The organism is Pseudoalteromonas sp. MMG022 (assembly GCF_021654245.1).
GTDB classification, from domain to species: Bacteria; Pseudomonadota; Gammaproteobacteria; order Enterobacterales; family Alteromonadaceae; genus Pseudoalteromonas; species Pseudoalteromonas amylolytica.
In genome coordinates this window covers 1-23,237 of sequence record NZ_JAKFZQ010000026.1, presented here as the reverse complement: position 1 = coordinate 23,237, position 23,237 = coordinate 1, and the positions used below count along the sequence as shown (strand labels likewise).

General features: G+C 42.8%; 23 protein-coding genes. 21 read left to right on the top strand and 2 right to left on the bottom strand.

The features are described from left to right. Position 1 precedes the first annotated feature (1 nt). Together L1070_RS18140 and L1070_RS18135 are read left to right on the top strand one after the other, a co-directional pair. Positions 2–502 carry a TlpA disulfide reductase family protein gene (locus L1070_RS18140; protein WP_237126620.1) on the top strand — a complete coding sequence of 167 codons (501 nt, stop codon included), beginning with the start codon at positions 2–4 and terminating at the stop codon, positions 500–502. Beyond that, positions 495–1,280, top strand: coding sequence for a thioredoxin family protein (locus L1070_RS18135; protein WP_237126619.1), 786 nt, complete (start codon positions 495–497; stop codon positions 1,278–1,280). Before L1070_RS18140 ends, L1070_RS18135 begins: the two co-directional genes overlap by 8 nt. Here the strand turns inward: L1070_RS18135 and L1070_RS18130 are convergent. After that, complete coding sequence (locus L1070_RS18130; protein ID WP_237126618.1) at positions 1,256–3,490, bottom strand: winged helix-turn-helix domain-containing protein; 2,235 nt, start codon at positions 3,488–3,490, stop codon at positions 1,256–1,258. The two genes, L1070_RS18135 and L1070_RS18130, sit on opposite strands and share 25 nt — an antisense overlap. Positions 3,491–3,615: 125 nt before the next feature. Here L1070_RS18130 and mnmE point away from each other — a divergent pair, with 125 nt between their 5' ends. Continuing rightward, a complete protein-coding gene (mnmE, locus tag L1070_RS18125; RefSeq protein ID WP_237126617.1) occupies positions 3,616–4,980 on the top strand; it encodes a tRNA uridine-5-carboxymethylaminomethyl(34) synthesis GTPase MnmE in 1,365 nt (454 codons plus the stop codon). Between the two features lie 53 nt (positions 4,981–5,033). Here mnmE and L1070_RS18120 read toward each other — a convergent pair whose 3' ends face one another. Next, positions 5,034–5,798: an EAL domain-containing protein gene (locus L1070_RS18120; protein ID WP_237126616.1), complete on the bottom strand. Its 765-nt coding sequence runs from the start codon at positions 5,796–5,798 to the stop codon at positions 5,034–5,036. Positions 5,799–5,950: 152 nt separating this feature from the next. Here L1070_RS18120 and L1070_RS18115 point away from each other — a divergent pair, with 152 nt between their 5' ends. The 18 genes from L1070_RS18115 to L1070_RS18035 all read left to right on the top strand — a co-directional run bounded on the left by L1070_RS18115 (position 5,951) and on the right by L1070_RS18035 (position 23,141). Then, entirely contained in the window at positions 5,951–6,742 is a 792-nt protein-coding gene (locus tag L1070_RS18115; protein ID WP_237126615.1) for an isocitrate lyase/phosphoenolpyruvate mutase family protein, read from the top strand. Between the two features lie 518 nt (positions 6,743–7,260). After that, positions 7,261–7,707, top strand: coding sequence for an FMN-binding protein MioC (gene mioC, locus L1070_RS18110; RefSeq protein ID WP_237126614.1), 447 nt, complete (start codon positions 7,261–7,263; stop codon positions 7,705–7,707). 423 nt (positions 7,708–8,130) lie between these two features. Continuing rightward, positions 8,131–10,020, top strand: a complete 1,890-nt coding sequence (gene mnmG, locus L1070_RS18105; RefSeq protein WP_237126613.1) for a tRNA uridine-5-carboxymethylaminomethyl(34) synthesis enzyme MnmG — start codon at positions 8,131–8,133, stop codon at positions 10,018–10,020. A 15-nt stretch (positions 10,021–10,035) separates the two neighbouring features. Then, positions 10,036–10,656 (top strand): 16S rRNA (guanine(527)-N(7))-methyltransferase RsmG, encoded by a 621-nt coding sequence (gene rsmG / locus L1070_RS18100; RefSeq protein ID WP_237126612.1) that lies wholly within the window; start codon positions 10,036–10,038, stop codon positions 10,654–10,656. A gap of 14 nt (positions 10,657–10,670) precedes the next feature. Continuing rightward, positions 10,671–11,456: an AAA family ATPase gene (locus L1070_RS18095; RefSeq protein ID WP_237126611.1), complete on the top strand. Its 786-nt coding sequence runs from the start codon at positions 10,671–10,673 to the stop codon at positions 11,454–11,456. 15 nt (positions 11,457–11,471) lie between these two features. Further along, positions 11,472–12,401 carry a ParB/RepB/Spo0J family partition protein gene (locus tag L1070_RS18090; RefSeq protein WP_237126610.1) on the top strand — a complete coding sequence of 310 codons (930 nt, stop codon included), beginning with the start codon at positions 11,472–11,474 and terminating at the stop codon, positions 12,399–12,401. A gap of 139 nt (positions 12,402–12,540) precedes the next feature. Next, on the top strand, positions 12,541–12,921 hold the full coding sequence (locus tag L1070_RS18085; RefSeq protein WP_237126609.1) for an ATP synthase subunit I: 381 nt from the start codon (positions 12,541–12,543) through the stop codon (positions 12,919–12,921). Positions 12,922–12,936: 15 nt separating this feature from the next. Beyond that, positions 12,937–13,791: a F0F1 ATP synthase subunit A gene (gene atpB, locus L1070_RS18080; protein WP_070988096.1), complete on the top strand. Its 855-nt coding sequence runs from the start codon at positions 12,937–12,939 to the stop codon at positions 13,789–13,791. Between the two features lie 55 nt (positions 13,792–13,846). Continuing rightward, positions 13,847–14,080: a F0F1 ATP synthase subunit C gene (gene atpE, locus L1070_RS18075; protein WP_070988097.1), complete on the top strand. Its 234-nt coding sequence runs from the start codon at positions 13,847–13,849 to the stop codon at positions 14,078–14,080. Positions 14,081–14,137: 57 nt separating this feature from the next. Continuing rightward, a complete protein-coding gene (gene atpF, locus L1070_RS18070) occupies positions 14,138–14,608 on the top strand; it encodes a F0F1 ATP synthase subunit B (RefSeq protein WP_070988099.1) in 471 nt (156 codons plus the stop codon). A gap of 15 nt (positions 14,609–14,623) precedes the next feature. Continuing rightward, positions 14,624–15,157 carry a F0F1 ATP synthase subunit delta gene (gene atpH, locus L1070_RS18065; protein ID WP_070988101.1) on the top strand — a complete coding sequence of 178 codons (534 nt, stop codon included), beginning with the start codon at positions 14,624–14,626 and terminating at the stop codon, positions 15,155–15,157. A gap of 14 nt (positions 15,158–15,171) precedes the next feature. Further along, positions 15,172–16,713 (top strand): F0F1 ATP synthase subunit alpha, encoded by a 1,542-nt coding sequence (atpA, locus tag L1070_RS18060; RefSeq protein WP_070988103.1) that lies wholly within the window; start codon positions 15,172–15,174, stop codon positions 16,711–16,713. A gap of 58 nt (positions 16,714–16,771) precedes the next feature. Beyond that, positions 16,772–17,632 carry a F0F1 ATP synthase subunit gamma gene (gene atpG, locus L1070_RS18055; RefSeq protein ID WP_070988105.1) on the top strand — a complete coding sequence of 287 codons (861 nt, stop codon included), beginning with the start codon at positions 16,772–16,774 and terminating at the stop codon, positions 17,630–17,632. A gap of 32 nt (positions 17,633–17,664) precedes the next feature. Continuing rightward, positions 17,665–19,050: a F0F1 ATP synthase subunit beta gene (gene atpD / locus L1070_RS18050; protein ID WP_070988107.1), complete on the top strand. Its 1,386-nt coding sequence runs from the start codon at positions 17,665–17,667 to the stop codon at positions 19,048–19,050. 14 nt (positions 19,051–19,064) lie between these two features. After that, a complete protein-coding gene (locus tag L1070_RS18045) occupies positions 19,065–19,481 on the top strand; it encodes a F0F1 ATP synthase subunit epsilon (protein ID WP_237126608.1) in 417 nt (138 codons plus the stop codon). 337 nt (positions 19,482–19,818) lie between these two features. Next, positions 19,819–21,954, top strand: a complete 2,136-nt coding sequence (locus tag L1070_RS18040) for a winged helix-turn-helix domain-containing protein (RefSeq protein WP_237126607.1) — start codon at positions 19,819–19,821, stop codon at positions 21,952–21,954. 459 nt (positions 21,955–22,413) lie between these two features. Beyond that, on the top strand, positions 22,414–22,545 hold the full coding sequence (locus tag L1070_RS20370; RefSeq protein WP_275423311.1) for a hypothetical protein: 132 nt from the start codon (positions 22,414–22,416) through the stop codon (positions 22,543–22,545). 50 nt (positions 22,546–22,595) lie between these two features. Beyond that, positions 22,596–23,141, top strand: a complete 546-nt coding sequence (locus L1070_RS18035; RefSeq protein ID WP_139158583.1) for a hypothetical protein — start codon at positions 22,596–22,598, stop codon at positions 23,139–23,141. Positions 23,142–23,237 lie beyond the last annotated feature (96 nt).

Below are 23,237 nucleotides of genomic sequence, written 5' to 3'. Positions count from 1 at the left end.
TATGAAAATCCGCAATACGCTGACAACTCTATTGATAGGACTCAGTAGCCTTACACTCAATGCCGAATCACACGCTCAACCGCGCTACATACAAGGTAAAACACTGCAGGGTGATCATGTTAATACCCAAGGCAAAGTAACGTATTTAAAGTTTTGGGCCACATGGTGCCGTTACTGCATTGAGGAAATGCCGCATTTAAATAGCATGTTCAACAACCGCTCACCTCGCTTGGAGGTTCTGTCCATCAACATTGGACTTAATCAATCTGAAGACTTGGTAAAGCGCTTTTTAGATAAACACCAATACCAAATCGCCACGCTCTTTGATGGTGATGGCAGCATCACTAGAAGCTTTGACGTCATTGGTACTCCGACTCACATATTACTTGATGAACAGGGTAACGAAATATATCGCACGGCGTTGATGGATGAAGCATTACAAACAGCTCTATCGACATATTTAGCAAAAGAGCTTAGCGATAAGGAGCTTAGCCATGATTAGAGTCTTGCTGCTTATTACCTCTTTATTACTGAGTTTTATTGCCAACGCCACTGATGATAGTTATGAATTGGTATTTATCGATATGTGGGGAGAATATATTCCGCCGAGCGCGTTACCAAAGAGCGAGCTTCCGCGCCGCTTTATACAACTAGATATGAATGTTTCACAAGCGGATATAGATAGGTTTGTAAAGACTTACCCCCCATATAGCTCTCTAAAAATAGATATAAATAATAAACTTGCATTTCAGTATGGGGTGCGTCGTACGCCAACAATTGTGCAAATAAAGCAAGGTGAGATGGTGAACAAAGTCGAGCTAGGTGAGCTTCCTTCGCTTCCCAGCTCAGAGCATCAGCCGATTACTGCACACCATCTGATAGTCAATGCTCTCAGTGGCACGCAATATGGCTTTAAAGTTCGCTCGAAGAATATACGTTTAATATTGTTTTCCGATGCGCTTTGCCCTGCTCGCCACTTACCACATTGTGAACATAAAGCGATGCAACACAATGAAATACGCATCCCAGATAACATGGAAAAACTCACTGTTATCAAACCGTTTTATGTCTCTTTAGAAGATGTGAAAAGCTATCAAAAACGGCTACGAGTTAATCACCCTGTACTATTTGATAAGCACAATGCACTATTTCGTCGTTATGGTATAACCAGTTTGCCCTATTGGCTGATACTCGATAACAACAACCAAGTCGTTTATCGCAGTGCAAAAGCGCCAGCACAATCGGATTTGGCAACTTACTCAAGTCGCCACTCTGATTGACAGTACACACTATAAGGTGGAGGCAACAGCTCAAGATGTAGTGACTGAAGGCTCTCTGTTGCAACCACCCGCTCAAAAAAATCATCATCTTGTTGTTGCCATTGCGATGCAAACTGCTGTTTAGCAGCCTGTAGTTGCTTTGCTGCCGCTTGGTGCTGGCCAAGGCGAGTAAGCGCAAAACTGCCATAAAGTGCTTCTAGCTTTTGCACAGGTTTCGCCGCAAGCATTGCTATAGCATCTTGATACTGCCCCTGAGAAACTTGTATATACATCTGGGTATAGCGCACATAACTGAGGCTATCAGTAAGCTGTAACTGCTCAAAGGTCGAACCGGCACGCTCAAGCAAAGGTTTCGCCTGCGCATACGCTTGTTGTTTTATCAGCAGCCATGCATTCATCAACTGTGCACTGGCTTGGGTGACTTTATCAATATCTGTGCGACCCAGCAGCTGCTTAAAATGCGTTAATGCATTGTTTAGTGCGCCTTCACTAGGCATAGCATCTTGCAGTCCCCTATCCATGGTGGCCATCGCTGTTAAGAACTGCGCTTTGACCTGCAGGCCTATGCGCGGCGTATCCTCAGCTTTTAGTTGTGCCAAAGCTCGTAGGGCCCCATCGCCATCATGTAGCTGAATGTAATAAAAAGCCATATAAAGCAATATATTGTTTTTTACGTACAGATTATTTTGCGAATCCGCCATTGTTAAGGCTTGCTTAAGTGCCTGCTCACGTGCCGCCAGCGGCGCAAGATAGTTTTGTCCTAGAGCAAAATAGCTCAACATCAGTGGCGCATTCTGCTGCTGTTGTTGATAATAGCGAATGGCTTTTTGTACCACGGCTAGATTTTCGATCATATCCAGTTCTGTGCTTTGCTCTACACCGGCTTGTGGTGGGTTCGCTAAATAAAATGCGCGTTGCGATTCTGAATGGCTTAACGACCCCGCGCCCAATAACACCTTAGCACTGTGCATAGCTTTACTATGCGCTTGCCAACGCAACTGTAACCAAGCCAAATCTGCTTGTAATTGATAGCCCTGAGCCAATAATCTTTGGTGATTCAGTGCCCGGGCCATAGCAATAGTGCGCTCAAGTAAAGGTGTCACACGGTCATATTCCCCCATGTTCAGCCAGTAACGACCAAGGTACAGGTGATAGCGTATCGCCAGATAGCTCGTTGCGTCGACATTATTGATTGCCTCAAAATGCTCTCGCGACACTTGCCACATGCCCGTTTTCCACAGGGCATTAGCCAGCTCCAATCGTGCAGCTCGATTATCGATGTCATGAACAAGTGCGGCTTTAAAGTAAGGAATCGCAGCACCTACCCCCTGATAGCTCAGCGCATGTAATCCACCAAGATAGCTTTGTCTCGATTGAACATTCGCTGAAATCTTCTCCGTTGATACCGCTTCGGTATGGCCACTTAACTGCATCACTAATTGACTGACAAGTTCATCTATCGGTGTTTGCAAGTCTTCACTGACAAGCTGCCCTTGCTGTAAAGACTGGCCACGACGGTTGATTTGATAATGTAAAACATAGCGCTGCTGTTGCTGTGTGAGTTTAGCGCTAAAGCCAACTTCCGCGATGTTTTGCATCACATCACTCAAAGATATGTCTGCAACCGATACTTCATCAACAATTGAAAAATATGGACTAGCGGCTTGCTTCAGTTGTTGCTGCAGCGCAAAACTCCACCAATCTAGCTGGCCTTGCCCCGTTAAATTTTCAACTGGAGCAATAAAAATACTTGGTAAAGCTTGTGTATTAACATGCTCTGCAACGGTTGGGGTATGTATGTTGGTATACCAAATTGCACTGCCGATCACCGAAACACTCAACGCTATTGTTATTGCGATAGATAGCCATTTTCGTTGTGGCGCTGATTTAATGCTTGGTGTGATAGTGGCTTTAACTGGGGCAACCCACATGTAACCCTTTTGAGGCACGGTTTTTATAAACTCAGGTTGCTGTGCATCATCCCCCAATGTTTTACGCAGCTCCTGAATGCTTTGAGTCAGTGCACTGTCTCTATATTGTGAATGTTGCCAAAGTTCGCTGAGTATTTGCTCTCTACTAAGCAGTTGTTCTGGGTTATCTAAAAAATACTGTAGGAGCTTTGCAACCTTGGGCCTAAGCGTATGGGTGTATGCGTCACAACTGAGTTTTTCTAAGGTAGGATCGAACTTAAACCGCTTGAATTGATACACAAAGATGACTTTCCCTTGCAAATTAATATGCTCATAGTACACCAATAGTCATGTAAGCTAATAGCTGTGTTTGTCGCTTTGCTGTACAATTCGCCCCTATTGTAATAGCAAGTTTTTATATCACCATGAATTCACAAGACACCATCGTCGCACAAGCCACAGCCCCAGGGCGTGGCGGTGTAGGGATCATTCGCGTATCGGGCGCTTTAGCACAAACAGTTGCCAATCAGATCTTAGGGAAATGCCCTAAAACTCGTTACGCCGAGTACCTGCCATTTAACACCTTACAAGGTGAGCAGTTGGATCAGGGGATTGCTTTATTTTTTAAAGGTCCTAACTCTTTCACTGGCGAGGATGTACTGGAATTACAAGGCCATGGTGGTCCAATTGTTATCGACATGCTACTTAAGGAAATTTGTCAGATAGATAAAGTACGTCTAGCGCAGCCAGGAGAATTCTCAGAGCGTGCTTTTATGAATGACAAACTGGATCTCACCCAGGCTGAAGCCATCGCGGATTTAATTAATGCCACCAGTGAGCAGGCAGCAAAGAGCGCCCTGCACTCCTTACAAGGAGATTTTTCTAAACATATCAATATGCTGGTGGAGAAAGTGATCCATCTACGTATGTATGTTGAGGCCGCGATTGATTTTCCTGACGAAGAAATAGACTTTCTATCTGACGGCAAAGTCAGTGGCGATCTGAATGCCATCATCACGCAATTGGATGAAGTGCGTAAGCAAGCGAAACAAGGCAGTATCATGCGCGAAGGTATGCGGGTGGTGATCGCAGGCAGACCGAACGCAGGCAAATCCAGCCTACTAAATGCCCTAGCAGGCAGAGAAGCGGCGATCGTTACCGATATCGCGGGGACTACACGCGACGTACTGCGCGAGCATATTCATATTGATGGTATGCCATTACACATCATCGATACCGCAGGTCTTCGTGAAAGCCCAGATAAAGTGGAACAAATAGGTATCGAACGCGCTTGGGATGAAATTCGTCAAGCTGATCATGTGCTATTTATGGTGGATGGTACGGATACACAAGAAACGGATCCAACCAAGATCTGGCCTGATTTTATGCAGCAACTACCTGCTGGCATGGATGTTACCGTCATTCGCAATAAGATTGATTTATCCGCCGAAACAGCGGGTATGTGCCAACAAAGCGACTATCCCGTTCTGCGCTTGAGTGCCAAAAATACCGAAGGTATTGATTTGCTACGCGATCACCTAAAAGCCTGTATTGGCTACCAAGGTGCAACTGAGGGTGGCTTTATGGCACGTCGCCGCCACTTAGATGCGCTAGAGCGCGCCGCTGAACATTTAGATATTGGTAAAACCCAGTTAGAGATGCATATTGCAGGAGAGATTCTCGCCGAAGAGCTGCGTTTGACTCAGCAGTATCTCAATGAGATCACCGGTGAATTTACCTCGGATGATCTCCTTGGCAAGATCTTTAGCTCATTTTGTATCGGTAAATAAACCTTGTAAGTACAAACCAGAACACATTCTGGTTTGTACTTAATTTTGTTCGTTTAAAAAGAAAAGTTCACTTCCGGTAGGCTTTCAAAACTGGGCTTAGCAAACAAATAACCTTGCATTAATGATACTCCAGCTTCACGCAACCATTGGTACTCTCCAACCGTCTCAATCCCTTCAGCAAGCGGAGTAATGTTAAGCTCGTGAAACATATTCAGGCAATTTCTCACAATAACCTGACGCAATTTATCCTCATGAATATTTCTGATCAGTGCCATATCCAACTTAATGATATTGGTCTGAAAATCGGCCAGTAAGTTTAACCCCGAATACCCCGCACCAAAATCATCTGTGGCCGTCAAAAACCCTAAGGCCCGATAATACTCAACTACTTGCTTGATGTGATCGGCATCCTCTATTTTTTCAACTTCGGTAAATTCAAACATGATACGACTGATTGGAAAGTCATACTCCTTTGCAGCCTCCAAGGTGGTGCGAATACAACGTTCTGGTTTATAAATGGCATTAGGTAAAAAGTTAATACTTAAAAACTGCTGCATATCCAGCTTAGCGGCTAGTTTTATCGCTTTTACACGGCAGAGTTGATCAAAAGCATATCGGTTTTCTTCATTAACTTGTGAAATAACAGACCAGGCCGATTCGTTATTCACCCCTCGCACCAACGCTTCATAACCAAATATTTGCCGATGTTCGCATGCCAAAATAGGTTGAAATGCCATCGAAAAGTCAAAATTAAGGCTAAGTTTATCACGGCAATTTGTACATCCCGCTCTTTGACAACTGTGATCTACTTTGTCCATCGCTACCTTCCTTAACGCTCAATGTCTATGCCGAGCTTAGCGTTCATACTAAGGGTTCGCAACTTAGCGCTGTTGAGTTCCAAATCTGGCCAGAACAAAAAAACATAGAAAACTATGATACGTCCCTCATCAACCAATGGAGCACAAATATCATGAACAAATATCTACATTTTCATCACCTACACAATCAACCCACACTTTTTAAGTTACTCAACGCATGGGATCCGCTCTCGGCAATGCTGCTAGAACAAGCAGGATGCGCAGCCATAGGCACCACAAGCTGGGGCATGGCCAATGCTCGCACTCAGCAAGATGGTGAGTCGTGCTCATTTGAGTGTTTTATTACACAAACCAAGCAGATTGTTGATTCTGTTAATATTGGTGTGAGTGTGGATATGGAGTCAGGTTTTTCAGATGATATAGAGACCATCTGTGACAATGTGTTAACCATCGCTAAACTTGGCGCGGTAGGTATCAATATTGAAGATAGCAGCAAAAAAACAGGTCAGTTACGCCATATAAATGAACAAAGTCTTATTTTAGGCGCAATGAGGCAATCTCTTGATAATGCAGGCTATAAGCAGTTTTTTGTAAATGCACGCATCGATACGGCGCTGTTAGCACAGCATCAATTTAGTAACACACAAGCACGTGCTGATGCCTACGCTAAAGCAGGTGTAGATGGCATATTTATCCCAGGTTTAACAAATCCCACCCAGATTGAAACCTTATGTAAGCAGCTACCTGTACCGGTTAATATATTGGCACTCCCCACATGTTATAACAGCGAAGCGCTGCAAAATTTGGGTGTAAAAAGGCTCTCATTTGGCAATACGTTCTCAGATAACTGTATAAATCTAATACAAAAACAGGTAAGCAAGACACTAAAATGCTCAGATCATGGCGATTTATTTCAGTACAATTCGATAGTTTTACCATTTTAAGCCTTTTACAAACCAAGCAGTGCTGTAAAACACAGCACTTTTTGCGCTAAAAGCCATCACCGTTTATGGATGTAACGCCGTTTTTCGCTATCGGATCATCTAATCGCGATCTTTTTAGCCTGTTTTTAGATTATTTTCTTATATGGATCGATACTGATAGATCTGACAAGTTGCGCGCTCAATCCATCTCTTATAGTTTATACACATCATTACTGTCCACATGCGTGGTTTACTTACTAGATGCAGTAAATTTGAACGACCGACCTAAAATTAGCGCAAATTTTACGAAGGATCAGTCTAAGTTATTGCAAACATACTGCCAGCTTATCCACAAATTTCACAGGATAACCACAGTAGGAATAATTTATTTATATTACTTAAATCAATTAGTTAAAAATAAAAATTCACAATTGATGATAAACTAGCCTGATAAATTTATCCAAACCCTTGTGATCTACTCTTTACTTCTTGTAAGAGGTCATTATGATGTCGGCATTCGTGACTAAGTAGTAGAAGTTATGCAGCACATAGAGATCATCGTTGGCAGTCAAATGGGTTCGGCCGAGTATGTCGCCGAGCAGCTGCAAGAAGCCCTGCAAGATCAAGGCATTGTTACAGCGCTCCATGAACAGCCAATGCTTAGTGATATTGCTCATCCGATCTGGCTGGTGGTAACGTCTACATATGGTGCCGGTGATTATCCGGATAATTTGTTATCTTTTATAAGTGAGTTAGATCAACAAAATAACTTAGATCACATTGATTTTGCAGTGGTGGGTATTGGCGACACAAGTTACGATACTTATAACTTTGCAGCAAAAAACTGCTCGCAGCTGCTCATAAATAAAGGGGCGACGCAATTACTGGCAAATCTTGAAATAGACGTGCTTGACGATGCGCTACCAGAAGATACCGCTTTGGCGTGGTTACCCCAATTGCTAGAAAAGCTCACTCAAACAAAATAACGATCTTTTACATAAGTTATTCACAATTTTAAGTAAAATAAGATCGTACTGTGGATAACACTTGATCTATCAGGGGATCTACCCCTACTTATCCATGGGATAAATTTGATTGGATCTGTGCCTGTGTATAAATAGCCGTTTTGATCAGAGCTTGTCCGCGTGTAGATCCGATCTAATTCACATCAATTGATCAGGTATAAAATATTGATATATATAAACAATATAGGTTTACTCACAGATCATGTGATCACTAATAGTAAGATCTAATAAAAGATCTTTAAAAAGATCCTTATATATATTTAGTGATCAAGTTTTAGAATTTTCTAAGTTGGTCATTATTTAAACATTTCACTTCTGAGCATTTCTAGGTAGAATACGCTCCCTTTCAAAATTTGCTGGTTGTTTTTAAGTAGGATCCCGTAAATGATTTATCATGAACATTTTGACGTTATTGTAGTTGGTGGTGGACATGCAGGCACAGAGGCTGCGTTAGCTGCTGCTCGCATGGGTATGAATACCTTATTGTTAACACACAATATGGATACGCTAGGTCAAATGTCATGTAATCCTGCTATTGGTGGGATTGGTAAAGGCCATCTGGTAAAAGAAATAGACGCTTTAGGTGGTGCAATGGCCAAGGCCATTGACAAAGGTGGTATTCAATTTAGAACCCTTAATTCATCTAAAGGCCCAGCGGTACGCGCTACAAGAGCTCAAGCAGATAGAGCACTGTACAAAGCTGCAGTACAAGACATATTGCAAAACCAAGAAAACTTAAAGATTTTCCAGCAATCATGCGATGACTTAATTGTTGAACAAGATCAGGTTAAAGGCGTAGTGACTCAAATGGGCCTGCGTTTTAGTGCCCAAACGGTAGTGTTAACCGTAGGAACTTTCCTTGGTGGTCAAATCCATATTGGTATGGAAAACTTTAAAGGCGGACGAGCAGGTGATCCTCCTTCAATTGCCCTTGCGCATCGTCTACGTGAATTACCATTTCGAGTGGATCGCTTAAAAACAGGTACACCGCCTCGTATTGATGCCCGTACCGTCGATTTCTCTGTTATGCAAGAACAGCCAGGTGATACCCCAACTCCTGTATTTTCATTTATGGGTAAAGCATCTGATCACCCAAAGCAGATCCCTTGCTATATCACCTATACCAATGAACAAACCCATGATGTGATCCGAGAAAATTTACATCGCTCACCCATGTATGCTGGGGTGATTGAAGGCATTGGACCGCGTTATTGCCCTTCAATAGAAGACAAAATTGTTCGTTTTGCTGAAAAAGAAAAGCATCAGATTTTTGTAGAGCCAGAAGGTCTAACATCGTATGAGCTCTACCCTAACGGTATTTCTACCAGTTTACCGTTTGATGTGCAGCTGCAAATTGTTCGCTCTATCAAGGGGTTTGAAAACGCACACATTTGTCGTCCAGGTTATGCGATAGAATATGATTTCTTTGATCCTCGAGATCTAAAACAATCCTTAGAAACTAAGTTTATCAACGGGTTGTTTTTCGCAGGGCAAATCAACGGCACAACTGGTTATGAAGAAGCTGGTGCTCAGGGTTTGATTGCCGGTATGAACGCTGCGCTTCAAGTGCAAGGTAAAGATGCTTGGACGCCGCGCCGTGATCAGGCTTATACCGGTGTATTGATTGATGATCTAGCAACTCTTGGGACAAAAGAGCCATACCGCATGTTTACCAGCCGCGCTGAATATCGTTTATTATTGCGTGAAGATAATGCCGATCTCAGATTGACTGAAAAAGGTCGCGAATTGGGCCTTGTGGATGATGAGCGCTGGGCTGCCTATAACGATAAGCTTGAGGTAATGGAGCAAGAGTCTCAGCGGCTTAAATCAACTTGGATCCATAAAGATCACCCTGCTCTTGCACAGGTTAACGAGTTATTGAAAACACCACTTATCCGTGAAGCGAGTTTGGAAGATCTGATCCGCCGTCCAGAAGTGAGCTATCACAGCTTAATGGCGATTGACGGATTAGAGTCTGAGTCAACAAATATTCAAGCACTTGAACAAGTTGAGATCCAAACTAAATACGCGGGCTACATTGCTCGCCAACAAGATGAGATCAATAAGCAGTTACGTCATGAAGAAACCGTACTACCTGCTGACTATGATTATTCTCAAGTCAGTGGCCTTTCAAATGAGGTGGTTGCTAAACTTACAGATGCGCGTCCGCAAACCATTGGTCAGGCTTCGCGTATTTCTGGTATCACCCCAGCCGCTATTTCGCTATTATTAGTGTATCTGAAAAAGCAAGGGCTACTGCGCAAGTCTGCGTAGCAGCATAGGAATACTGTGTTACAGCAACAACTAACTTCTTTGTTAGCGCAAACGGAACTTGCGCTAAGTGATCATCAACAACAGCAATTAGTGCAATATGTTGAGTTATTAGATAAATGGAATAAAGCTTACAATTTAACCTCAGTACGCGACCCGCAAGAAATGATGGTAAAACACATCATGGACTCTTTAGTCGTGGCACCACACCTTAGCGGTAAACACTACATTGATGTAGGTACCGGCCCCGGTTTACCTGGCATTGTATTGGCTATTGCTTTGCCCGACACTCAGTTTGTATTATTAGACAGCTTAGGCAAACGTGTACGTTTTTTAATGCAAGTAAAACATGCGCTTGGCTTGGATAATGTGACTGCGGTGCAGTCTCGTGTTGAAGAATATCAGCCAAGTGTTAAATTAGATGGTGTACTCAGCCGTGCTTTTGCATCATTGCAGGATATGGTTGATTGGTGTGAACACCTAATCGACCAGTCAGGCCTCTTTTTGGCATTGAAAGGCCAATTTCCGGCACAAGAACTTGAACAACTGCCTGCGGGGGTAACCTTGCAACAGGATATTCATCTTACCGTGCCAGAGTTAGATGCAGAGCGACATTTAATCATTCTTTCAAAAGATTAGTATTCGAGGGCAACGTGGCAAAAGTCATTGCAATTGCAAACCAAAAAGGTGGCGTTGGCAAAACCACCACGGCTGTGAATTTAGCAGCCTCGATGGCGGCAACTAAGCGCAAAGTCTTATTAATTGATTTAGACCCGCAAGGTAACGCGACGATGGGAAGTGGTGTCGACAAGTATGGCGATGTGGCCACTATCTACGATTTACTGATCGAAGAAAAAGCTATTGATGAGGTAATCTGCAAAGAAACCTCAGGTGAATATCATCTTATTGCAGCGAATGGGGACGTAACTGCAGCCGAAGTTAAGTTAATGGAGTTATTCGCACGTGAGGTGCGTTTACGTAACGCTATTGAGGCAATTCAAGATAAATACGAATTTATTTTTATCGACTGCCCGCCTTCTTTGAATATGCTAACGGTTAATGCCATGGCGGCGGCGGACTCTATTTTAGTGCCTATGCAGTGTGAGTATTACGCACTTGAAGGTCTCACTGCGTTGATGGATACGATCACGCAATTGGCAAAATTGGTAAACCCTGAATTACAAATTGAGGGAATTTTACGCACCATGTATGATCCGCGAAATCGCCTAGCCAATGACGTGTCTGAGCAACTAAAACAACATTTTGGTGATAAAGTATATCGCACCGTGATCCCGCGTAATGTACGCTTGGCTGAAGCCCCTAGTTTTGGTGCGCCAGCGATGTATTATGATAGGGCATCAAGTGGTGCAAAAGCGTATTTGGCTTTGGCAGGCGAAATGTTACGTCGTAAAGAAAAACAATCCGCAGCGGTTGCCTAAGAGGATAATAACAACATGTCGGTAAAAAAACGCGGTTTAGGCCGAGGCTTGGACGCCCTACTCAGTTCTTCCAAACCTGCTCCTAGTAAAGAGTCTATTGAGGCAGAAACGCTTGTTAATGTCAGTGAGTCCGTTAATCGTGTTACGAGTGAGTCAGAGCTACAACGTCTGCCGATCGAATTTTTAAAACCTGGCAAATACCAGCCGCGTAAAGATATGTCTGAACAAGCTTTAGAGGAGCTAGCCAGCTCTATCCGAGCACAAGGTGTATTACAACCTATCGTGGTGCGCCCTACCGGCGACAATCAGTTCGAAATAATTGCTGGTGAAAGACGTTGGCGTGCAGCTCAGCTCGCTGAACTTGACGTCGTACCATGTATCTTAAAAGATGTCCCTGATGAAGCTGCGGTTGCCATTGCGCTGATTGAAAACATTCAGCGTGAAGACCTTAATGCGATGGAAGAAGCGGTTGCATTAGATAGATTGCTACATGAATTTGAATTGACTCATCAACAAGTGGCCGATGCGGTCGGTAAATCACGCACCACGGTTACAAATTTACTTAGACTCAATAATCTCAACGATGATGTTAAAAAGTTGTTGGAGCATGGTGACATTGAAATGGGTCATGCTCGTTGCTTGTTGGCCCTAAGCGGTGAAGCCCAATCTGATGCTGCCAGAATGGCTGTGGCCAAGGCGCTAACAGTACGTGAAACAGAGAAGCTAGTTCGCAACATTCTAGAGCCTGTGGACAAAAAACAGACAAAAGAAAAAGATCCAGATGTCAAATTGTTAGAACAACAATTAGCCGAAAATTTAGGCGCTAAGGTGGAAATAAACTATAACCAAAAGGGCAAGGGTAAATTGGTTATTTCATATGCCAATTTAGATGAATTAGACGGTATCTTAGGTCGTATCCAGTCAGACATGCAGCAACCTTCCTAATGCACGAATAATCGGCAAATGTGGCGTCGAAAAAGCGCCACATTTTGTCTCATCAAGTTGCAAAATCACCAAATATAAGTATAATTTCGCCAGTTTTAAGACCCTGATTAATTTTTACGCCATTAAAGGTTAACTAAAAGTGACTCAATCGTTAGTAAGCCCATATCGGCGCGCCGCATTAAAAGGTGTTTTTTATCAGGGAGTCGTGGCGTTAGCCATCGCAGTTATCGTTTTTGTATGTTGGGGAGCTTTGGCAGCTCAGTCGGCGCTAGTCGGTGGAGTGATAGCCGTGCTTCCCAATTTAGTATTTGCCGTTTACGCCTTTCGATATATGGGCGCAAGCAGGGCAAACCAAGTGCATAAATCGTTTAAACGAGGCGCTGGGTTAAAATTTTTGTTAACTACTGCACTATTTTTGGTGGCATTTAAAGTCCTAGCAGTCGAGCCGTTATGGCTGTTTGTTAGTTTTATCATCGTAACCATCGTGCATTGGTGTACATCGATTTTTTTTAATCATTAACTTTTAGGAAAAACAATGGCTGCAGAACAAAGCTTACAAGGCTATATTCAGCACCACCTTACGAATGCCAAAATGTGTTCTACCGATTCAGGTATCGCATTTAACAAGGCATGTAGTGAGGCTGGTTTCTGGACGTGGCATGTAGATACTTTGGCTTGGTCAATTCTATTAGGTCTTGTTTTTATCTGGATTTTCAAAAGTGCCGCTAATAAAGCGACCACTGGCGTGCCAGGTAAAATGCAATGCTTTGTAGAAATGATCGTTGAATTCGTTGACTCAAACGTGAAAGATACCTTCCACGGTAAGAGTAAACTGATTGCTCCTCTAGCCCTAACTATTTTCGTTTGGGTATTTCTGATGAACTTGATGGATTTGATCCCAGTTGACTTCCTTCCATTTGCTGCAGGGCAAATTGGTGCGGCAACTATGGGTATGGATCCTCATGACGTATACATGAAAGTCGTACCAACAACTGATGTTAACCTAACATTCGCGTTGGCACTGGGTGTATTCGCACTAATCATTTTCTATACCATCCGTACCAAAGGTGTAATGGGCTTTGTTAAAGAGTTAACTCTTCACCCATTCTCGGCTAAGAACCCGTTTGTTCAGGCGTTACTTATCCCTGTAAACTTTGTGATGGAATTCATTACGTTGATTGCTCGCCCTATTTCACTGGCGCTGCGTCTTCACGGTAACCTATTTGCAGGTGAGTTGATTTTCATCATCATCGCTGCAATTGGCTTGTTCCAGTTACCATTGCACTTTATCTGGGCGGTATTCCATATCCTAGTTATCGTGTTGCAAGCATTTGTATTTATGATGTTGACGATTGTTTATCTAAGCATGGCATCGTCTGACAGTCACTAATAATTAAGAAACACCAAATTCATTAACTTTAAATTTAAATAAATCGGAGACAATAATGGAAATCGTACTAGGTCTTAAATATATCGCTGTTGCACTTCTAATTGGTTTAGGTGCGTTGGGTACTGCAATTGGTTTTGGTACTCTTGGTGGTAAATTCCTAGAGTCTGCTGCTCGTCAACCTGAGCTTGCACCTCAACTTCAAGTTAAAATGTTCATCGTTGCTGGTCTTATCGATGCGATCGCGATGATCGGTGTTGGTATCGCAATGGTATTGTTGTTCGTAATGTAATTACTGGTTTTATAAGCCAATTTGTTTATCGAACAACTAATTTGAGGAGGAGCGGTTGTGAACTTAAACGCCACTCTACTGGGTGAATTAATCGCGTTTATCGTTTTCGTATGGTTCTGCATGAAGTATGTATGGCCACCGCTAAACGGTGCGATTGAAGCTCGCCAAAAGAAAATTGAAGACGGTCTTGCTGCTTCTGATGAAGCAGAAAAAGAGCTTGAGCGTGTGCGTCTTGAAGCTGCTGAGCAGTTAAAAGAAGCTAAATCTCAAGCGGCTGAAATCATCGAGCAAGCGAAAAAACGCGCTGCGTTGATCGTGGATGAAGAAACCACGCGTGGTCAGCAAGAGCGTGAGAAAATCATTGCTCAAGGGCACTCTGAAATCGAATCTGAGCGTAACCGTGTAACAGAAGACTTGCGTAAGCAGGTTGCTACTCTGGCCGTGGTTGGTGCTGAGAAGATTTTAGAACGTGAAATCAATCAAGCTGCACACAGTGACATCGTTGAAAAACTTGTCGCTGAGCTGTAATAAGGAGGTATGAGCATGTCTGAATTGGCTACTATCGCTCGTCCTTACGCTAAAGCGGCTTTTGAGTTTGCTGTTGAAAAAAGCGCTGTTGATGCTTGGAACGAGATGCTTTTCTTTGCTGGTGAAGTAGCAAAGAATGAGCAAATCGCGCGTTTCCTAGCAGGCAGCGCCTCTGTTGAAAAACAAGCTGAGGTATTTTCTCAAGTTTGTGCAGAGCAGATCAACGACCAAGTTTTGAACCTGATCAAGGTGATGGCTGAAAATGGTCGTTTGGTTGCACTTCCAGCAGTTGCACAGTTGTATGCTGAATTTAAAGCAGAATATGACAAAGAAATCGATGTTGACGTGGTTTCTGCAACACCATTAGCTGAAGAGCAGCAAACAAATCTAGTAGCGGCACTTGAAAAACGTTTCGCACGCAAAGTTAAGCTAAATTGTAGTGTTGATGAAAGCACGGTTGGCGGCCTTGTTATCAAGGCAGGCGACACAGTCATCGACGGCTCAGTACGCGGCAAGCTAAACCGCTTAGCTACTACACTACAATCGTAATTGGGAAAAAGAGCATGCAACTTAATTCCACAGAAATTTCTGCGCTGATCAAGCAACGTATTGAACAGTTTGAAGTTGTAAGTGAAGCTCGTAACGAAGGTACAATTGTATCTGTTACAGACGGTATCATCCGCATCCACGGTCTTGCTGACTGTATGCAGGGTGAGATGATCGAGCTTCCTGGCAACCGTTATGCTATCGCACTAAACCTTGAGCGTGACTCAGTAGGTGCTGTAGTAATGGGTCCTTACGCAGACCTTAAAGAAGGCGTAAAAGTACAATCTACTGGTCGTATCTTAGAAGTACCTGTTGGTCGTGGTCTACTAGGTCGTGTTGTAAACACGCTTGGTCAGCCTATCGATGGTAAAGGTGCACTAGATAACGACGGTTTTGAACCAGTTGAAAAAATCGCACCAGGCGTAATCGAGCGTCAATCAGTAGACGAGCCAGTACAAACTGGTTATAAGTCTATCGATGCGATGATCCCAGTTGGTCGTGGTCAGCGTGAGCTTGTGATCGGTGACCGTCAGACTGGTAAAACTGCACTAGCAATCGATGCTATCATCAACCAAAAAGACACTGGCGTTAAGTGTGTGTACGTAGCGGTTGGTCAAAAAGCTTCTACTATTGCTAACGTAGTACGTAAATTAGAAGAGCACGGTGCACTTGCAAACACTATCGTTGTTGTTGCATCAGCTTCTGAATCAGCTGCGCTACAATTCCTAGCGCCATTTGCTGGTTGTACTATGGGTGAATACTTCCGTGACCGCGGTGAAGATGCACTAATCGTATATGATGATTTGTCTAAGCAAGCTGTTGCTTACCGTCAAATCTCATTGCTACTTAAGCGTCCGCCAGGCCGTGAAGCATACCCAGGTGACGTATTCTATCTTCACTCACGTCTTCTAGAGCGTGCATCACGTGTTAACGCTGATTACGTAGAGAAGTTCACTAATGGTGAAGTGAAAGGTAAAACAGGTTCATTGACGGCATTGCCAATCATTGAAACTCAAGGTGGTGACGTTTCTGCATTCGTACCTACCAACGTTATCTCAATCACCGATGGTCAGATCTTCTTAGAAACTGACTTATTCAACGCAGGTATCCGTCCAGCTGTTAACGCTGGTATCTCGGTATCTCGTGTAGGTGGTGCTGCGCAAACTAAAATCGTTAAGAAACTAGGTGGTGGTATCCGTCTAGCGCTAGCTCAATACCGTGAACTAGCGGCGTTCTCTCAGTTCGCTTCAGACCTTGACGATGCAACTCGTGCACAACTTGAGCACGGTGAGCGCGTAACTGAGCTAATGAAGCAGAAACAGTACGCTCCAATGTCTGTTGCTGACATGTCTCTGTCGTTATTTGCAGCTGAAAAAGGCTACCTAAAAGACATCGAAATCAACAAGATCGGTGACTTTGAAGCAGCGCTTATCGGTTATGCAAACAGCACATACGCAGAGCTAATGGCTCAAATCAATGAAACAGGTAACTACAACGCTGAGATCGAAGCGCAGCTTAAAGAACTTCTAGAGAAGTTCAAAGCAACGCAAACTTGGTAATTTAGTTATGCTAGGTGAGGGTTATCGCTAACACTCACCTTGATTCGGAGAGAGAGTCATGGCCAGCGGAAAAGAGATTAAAAGCAAGATCGGGAGTATCAAGAATACTCAAAAGATCACCAGCGCAATGGAAATGGTTGCCGCTTCAAAAATGAAGAAGGCGCAAGACCGTGTGGCTGCAAGCCGTCCATACGCTGAGAACTTACGCAAAGTGATCGGTCGTGTTGCTCAAGCTAGCCTTGATTTCCGTCATCCGTTCTTAGCAGAACGTGACGTGAAGCGAGTTGGTTATATTGTTATCTCTACTGACCGTGGTCTATGTGGTGGTTTGAACTCAAACGAGTTCAAAAAAGTCGCATTAGACGTAAAAGCGTGGAAAGAAAAAGGTGTAGACGCAGAGTTTGCAACTATCGGCAGCAAAGCTGCTGGTTTCTTTAAGCGTTTTGGTGGTCAACTACTTGCTAAAAAAGCAGGGTTAGGAGATACGCCTTCAATTCAGGACGTAATTGGTCCTGTAAAAGTGATGCTAGATGCATACGCTGAAGGAAAAATTGACCGTTTGTACGTGGTATGCAACAAGTTTGTAAATACCATGAAGCAAGAGCCCGTAATCGATCAGTTATTGCCTTTGCCAAAAGCTGAAGAAGAAGTATCAAGCTACGCTTGGGACTACTTATATGAGCCAAGCCCAGAAGCGATCTTAGAGACGCTATTGGTACGCTTTATTGAGTCACAAGTCTACCAAGGTGTAGTTGAGAATGCTGCCTCTGAACAGGCTGCCCGTATGGTTGCGATGAAAGCCGCAACTGATAACGCAGGCGACCTGATGGATGAGCTGCAACTTGTTTACAACAAAGCGCGTCAGGCAGCAATCACACAAGAGATCAGTGAGATTGTTGGCGGCTCAGCAGCTGTATAACGCTTCGGCAAAGTTTAACGAGAGGAATAGACATGAGTTTAGGTAAGGTCGTCCAAATTATCGGCGCCGTTGTGGACATCGAGTTCCCACAAGACAACGTGCCAGCCGTATATGACGCACTAAAAGTAACAGAAGGCGACTTAGCTGGTTTGACTTTAGAAGTTCAACAACAGCTAGGTGGCGGTGTGGTACGTGGTATCGCACTTGGTACTACTGACGGTTTACGTCGTGGTACATCAGTAGAAGGCACAGGCGAGCCAATCAAGGTTCCAGTTGGTACTAAGACCCTAGGTCGTATCATGGACGTATTAGGTCAGCCTATCGATGAAGCAGGTCCAATTGGTGAAGAAGAGCGTATGTCTATTCACCGTGCTGCGCCTTCATATGAAGATCAATCAAGTTCAGTTGAACTACTTGAAACTGGTATCAAGGTAATCGACCTTGTATGTCCGTTTGCTAAAGGTGGTAAAGTTGGACTATTCGGTGGTGCCGGTGTAGGTAAAACCGTAAACATGATGGAACTTATCCGTAACATCGCAATCGAGCACAGCGGTTATTCAGTATTCGCAGGTGTTGGTGAGCGTACTCGTGAGGGTAACGACTTCTACCATGAAATGAACGATTCAAACGTACTTGATAAAGTATCGCTTGTTTACGGTCAGATGAACGAGCCACCGGGTAACCGTCTACGTGTTGCTTTGACTGGTCTAACTATGGCAGAGAAGTTCCGTGACGAAGGTCGTGACGTACTTTTCTTCGTAGATAACATCTACCGTTATACACTAGCGGGTACTGAAGTATCTGCACTTCTTGGTCGTATGCCATCAGCGGTAGGTTACCAGCCTACACTAGCTGAAGAAATGGGTGTACTTCAGGAGCGTATCGCTTCAACTAAGACAGGTTCAATCACTTCAATCCAAGCGGTATACGTACCTGCGGATGACTTGACTGACCCATCACCAGCTACAACGTTCGCGCACTTAGATGCAACAGTAGTACTTTCACGTGATATCGCGTCTCTTGGTATCTACCCTGCGGTAGACCCACTAGATTCAACATCTCGTCAGCTTGACCCTCAAGTTATTGGTCAAGAGCACTATGATACTGCGCGTGGTGTTCAAACAGTTCTTCAGCGTTATAAAGAACTTAAAGACATCATCGCTATCCTAGGTATGGATGAGCTATCTGATGAAGATAAGCAAGTTGTATCTCGTGCACGTAAGATCCAGCGTTTCCTATCTCAGCCGTTCTTCGTAGCTGAGGTATTTACAGGTGCTCCTGGTAAATACGTTTCACTGAAAGACACTATCTCAGGCTTCAAAGGCATCCTAAACGGTGACTACGATGATATGCCAGAGCAGGCTTTCTACATGGTTGGTTCTATCGACGAAGCAGTTGATAAAGCTAAAAACATGTAATTTAGGGGGTTGATATGGCATTGACAGTACAACTTGATGTAGTTAGTGCGGAGCAGAGTGTATTCTCTGGCGAAGCAGCTTCTATCCAAGTGACCGGTAGTGAAGGTGAGTTGGGTATTCACCCTGGCCACGCCCCACTATTGACTGGCCTAAAACCTGGTATGGTACGTTATGTAACAAAAGATGGTAATGAAGAAATCATCTATGTTGCCGGTGGTACGCTTGAAGTACAACCAAACATTGTCACTGTTCTTGCGGACGTTGCAATGCGTGGTGAAGACTTAGATGAGCAAGCTGCTGAGCAGGCTGTACGTGATGCTGAAGCACAGATGGCATCTGGCACAGCAGGCGAGCTTGACCACCATGCTGCGGCTGTACAATTAGCTGAAGCAATTGCTCAGCTACGCGTTATTCGCCAATTGCGTAAATAAGTACAAACCTATCTGGTTTAAAAAACCCGTGCTGCAAAGTACGGGTTTTTTTATTTTTAGGGATAGTGGATTTTTTTGCTGTGCCTTAAGTATGAGATTGTTCATTATTGCTTTTAATATGTTTCGTTCGGCCATTTAGCTTGCTTGATACCTTTCCCGCTATCTGAAATAATAAAAAAATTAATATATTGAATATCAATCGGCTTCACTACGTGTACAATTATATTTGTAAAATGATCAAGACGGTCCTCTTTTGCAACAATATCAGTCATCGGATTCAGAAGCTGGGCTGTAAAATCGCTGCATTATAATAACTCCAATAATAAACGATGTTTAAATGGCTACAATGAATGAAGTAAGTTTTTCAAGGAAAGTAAAAGAAGTGCACTTTGGGGCTTGGGTGTTTGATCCCAAAACTCAAACTCTTTCAGATGGAGAAGTTGAAAGAGAGCTTGAACCTTTATTATTCAAATTACTTTCTTATTTTATTATCAACAATGACCAAGTGATCACACGGCAAAATTTGGTTGACGATGTTTGGTGTCAAAATTATGTTGATGACAATGCCATAAATCGTGCTATTTCAGAGCTTCGAAAGATACTGAAATCGGATAAGCAAAGGAGCATAGTATTAAAAACACATTATCGGAAAGGGTATAGTTTTGTTTTTGAGCCTATTATTATTTACCACGATCAGCTATCTAGCGAAACACATCAGACTTCTCCACAGACCCCTTTTACACACCATCAAACTGACACTCACATCAAAAATGCCGGAAAATCCAAGCGCTCGAAAAGTATAATAATCGGGACTTTTTTTGTAGGCGCCCTCGCGCTGGTATCAATCGGCAGTCAATTTAAGTCGTTAGAAAATTCAAAGCCAGATATCGTAGAAAGCACCATTGAAGAAAGTGTTTTATCTTGGATTGAGGGGCGTTATACCTTACTTAATTTATCACCAGATAAGCGACAGCTATTGTTTGCGTTTGTGCCAAGTGATGGGCAAAACTATACACTGGTCGTGAAGGACCTCAACACTGGGTATGAAAAGCGTTTAGGGGAGGAGCAAGTTAACTACTTTCCAGTTGGGTGGTCAGTGGATTCAAGCACCGTATACTACCGTATCGTTAAAGACGATACCTGCCAAGTTTGGCGCTTAAACGCAGACTTTAATTCTAGCAGCGAATACCTCTTTCCATGCGAACCCGCAGGCCTATCTGGGATCGGTGTTGATAATGATCACTTTATTTACTCTAAACGAGGCTACAGAAACAAGGACGAACTGGCAGCATTGACCAGCCGAAACCTTGTTTCAGGCGAGGAATATCAAATTACTTCACCAAACTTGAATTCAAATGGTGATAGCTTACTGGCCTATATTCCTGAAAAAGAAACCATCATATTTGAGCGCTTGCAGTTCGATACCAGTGAACTATACATGACTGATTTAGATGGGGGTAATCAAGTCAAATTATATGAGGCTAAAAACAGAATTTGGGCGCTTAACTATGACCGTGAAAATAATATGTTGGTGTGGCTCGATACGGCGGAAAGTAAAGTATATGGATACTCCCTTGATGAAAATAAGCTAACCAATATCACTAAGCTTGTGGGAAATATTAATTATGCAAGCTATCAATCAATTGGGCTAAGTGAGTTTTTAGCGGTAAGCTACCCATTTTTACAAGACATCTATAGCTATGATCTTGAATCAGGCCAACTGACAGAAAAAGTTAAAAGCCCTTATGAAGACGTATTTGCACTTGATGTGCAAGATCACATCATTTTATTGAGGCGAGTTGGTAAAAAGCTGGCTATCAAGAAGGTTGATAGCAGTGGACAAGTGTCTGCGCTAGGTTTGCCCGATGGTCAGTATTCAGCGATAAGCTACAACAAGGAACAAAATCACCTACTCGTTCAACTTCAAAATAAAATAGATGTATATGACTATGAAACTTTGTCGCTGGTTGCCTCTATTGAAGTTGACGGTATTATCATATCGTCTGAGTTTTTACTTAATAATCGAATTGGCTATGTAGTACTCGATGAGCAAAAAGTAAGAAGTCGAGCCTATATTTACTCGTTGGACGATAGCAAAGAAACTAAATTACCCATGGTTAATTTGCGTTGGGTTGGACAATTAAATGAATATCAGTATGTAACCCTATCTTCAGATGACAAACTGCTGTTATATGACGCAAAGCAAGGTGAAGTGTCGATAACAGTTGATTTGCCAAAAGCATTGTACAAGCACTCTGAAGCCATTGGCGATGGTCTTTATTATCACTCAGATGGAAAAACTATCTATCGGGTAGATTTCTATGCTGAAGAACCCATGAAAGAGATATATTCAGTCGATGCATCAAAGTTTGTTATTCAAAACCTCCGTATATCTTCGAGCTCAGGCCAGTTATTGCTAGATATATTAGAAGTGAAGCAAAACCAGCTACTCAAAGTCAAAGTACAGGGCTAATTTGACTGCCATAATGAGCTATTGCGTTATTCAATAGCTCTCCATTACCTTTCTTTGGAACTCGTTTCTCCTTTCGAAGACAAAGATCTGCTTGCTGCGTGTTCTAAATGTTGTTTTTTGATCTAATGCAATAATCGATTTTTGAAAAAATGCTATGAATAAGCTGGACTACTAGTGAGTTTTCACCGTTTCTTCTTGTAGTTATGACACTAATGCAGGTTTTTTGTTCTTATATTAATTTTTGTTTCATAAGGAACGAGATATCAAACATTATGACTTGAAAACACTTTGATTTTTAAAATAAAACCTTATAAAACAATGGTTTATTTTTTTATAAATAAGATTTTATAATTTCTTGTTTTTGCCTTGTTTGGGTAATGTAGTTATCAAGCAAGCGGGCCAGATGAATGGTACCGCGGATTGAATACATACATTTATACAACAACAAGGAAAACAACAATGTTCTTAAAGCTGAAAACTAAAAAACTTAAAAAGCTAGTAAACAACGAAGCATTAAATACACAGCAAACAAAACAAATTGCTGGTGGCACAAACACAGATACGGCTAGACCAACTACTCAAATGGATTAATAAATGCGTGCATGTAAATGCAACATAGACTAAGACTAGGAAAGAGATTTTTGATTGAACTAAATGGATTGCTAGTAGCGCCTTTAATGATGACGACTTTGGTAGGGAAGCTGACGTTTCAAGCGCCTACAACGGAGTTCTACTATGCCAGAGAGGCAGGCGTTGTCGTTGAGAGTGTGTTCGAACCGGGTAATATCGTTCAAAAAGGCGATGTTATTTTAAAATACCTCACCGAGCTAGACAGAGAGACTCTACAACAGTTGAACGTAAATCAAGAAGGATTCGTTGATTACGTTCGTAGGGCCTCTGAGCAAGGGGGAAGTTACAGCTCAGGAGATATCCTAGCAAAAATCAGTAGTAATACGTCAATGGGAGTACTGCTTGTTGAAGGGCCTGTATTTCAAGATGCGTCTAAACTAAAACAACTTTGGACATGCTTGAATGGTTTAAAAAAGCGAGTTGTAGTAGATGGTGTCCATGATAACCAGATACTTCTCTCCATTAAGTTAAGCGAGTCTGATTACAGTAACAAAGTATGGTATCAAAATGAGTCGCAAGTGACGTTATCAACAAATGAGAGGCCATGTGCACAATAGTTGCTCTGGCCTAAATTTGCTCTAACCTCACCGCAAAGTAAAACCTCACTGCAAAGTAAAACCTCACTGCAAAGTAAAACCTCACTGCAAAGTAAA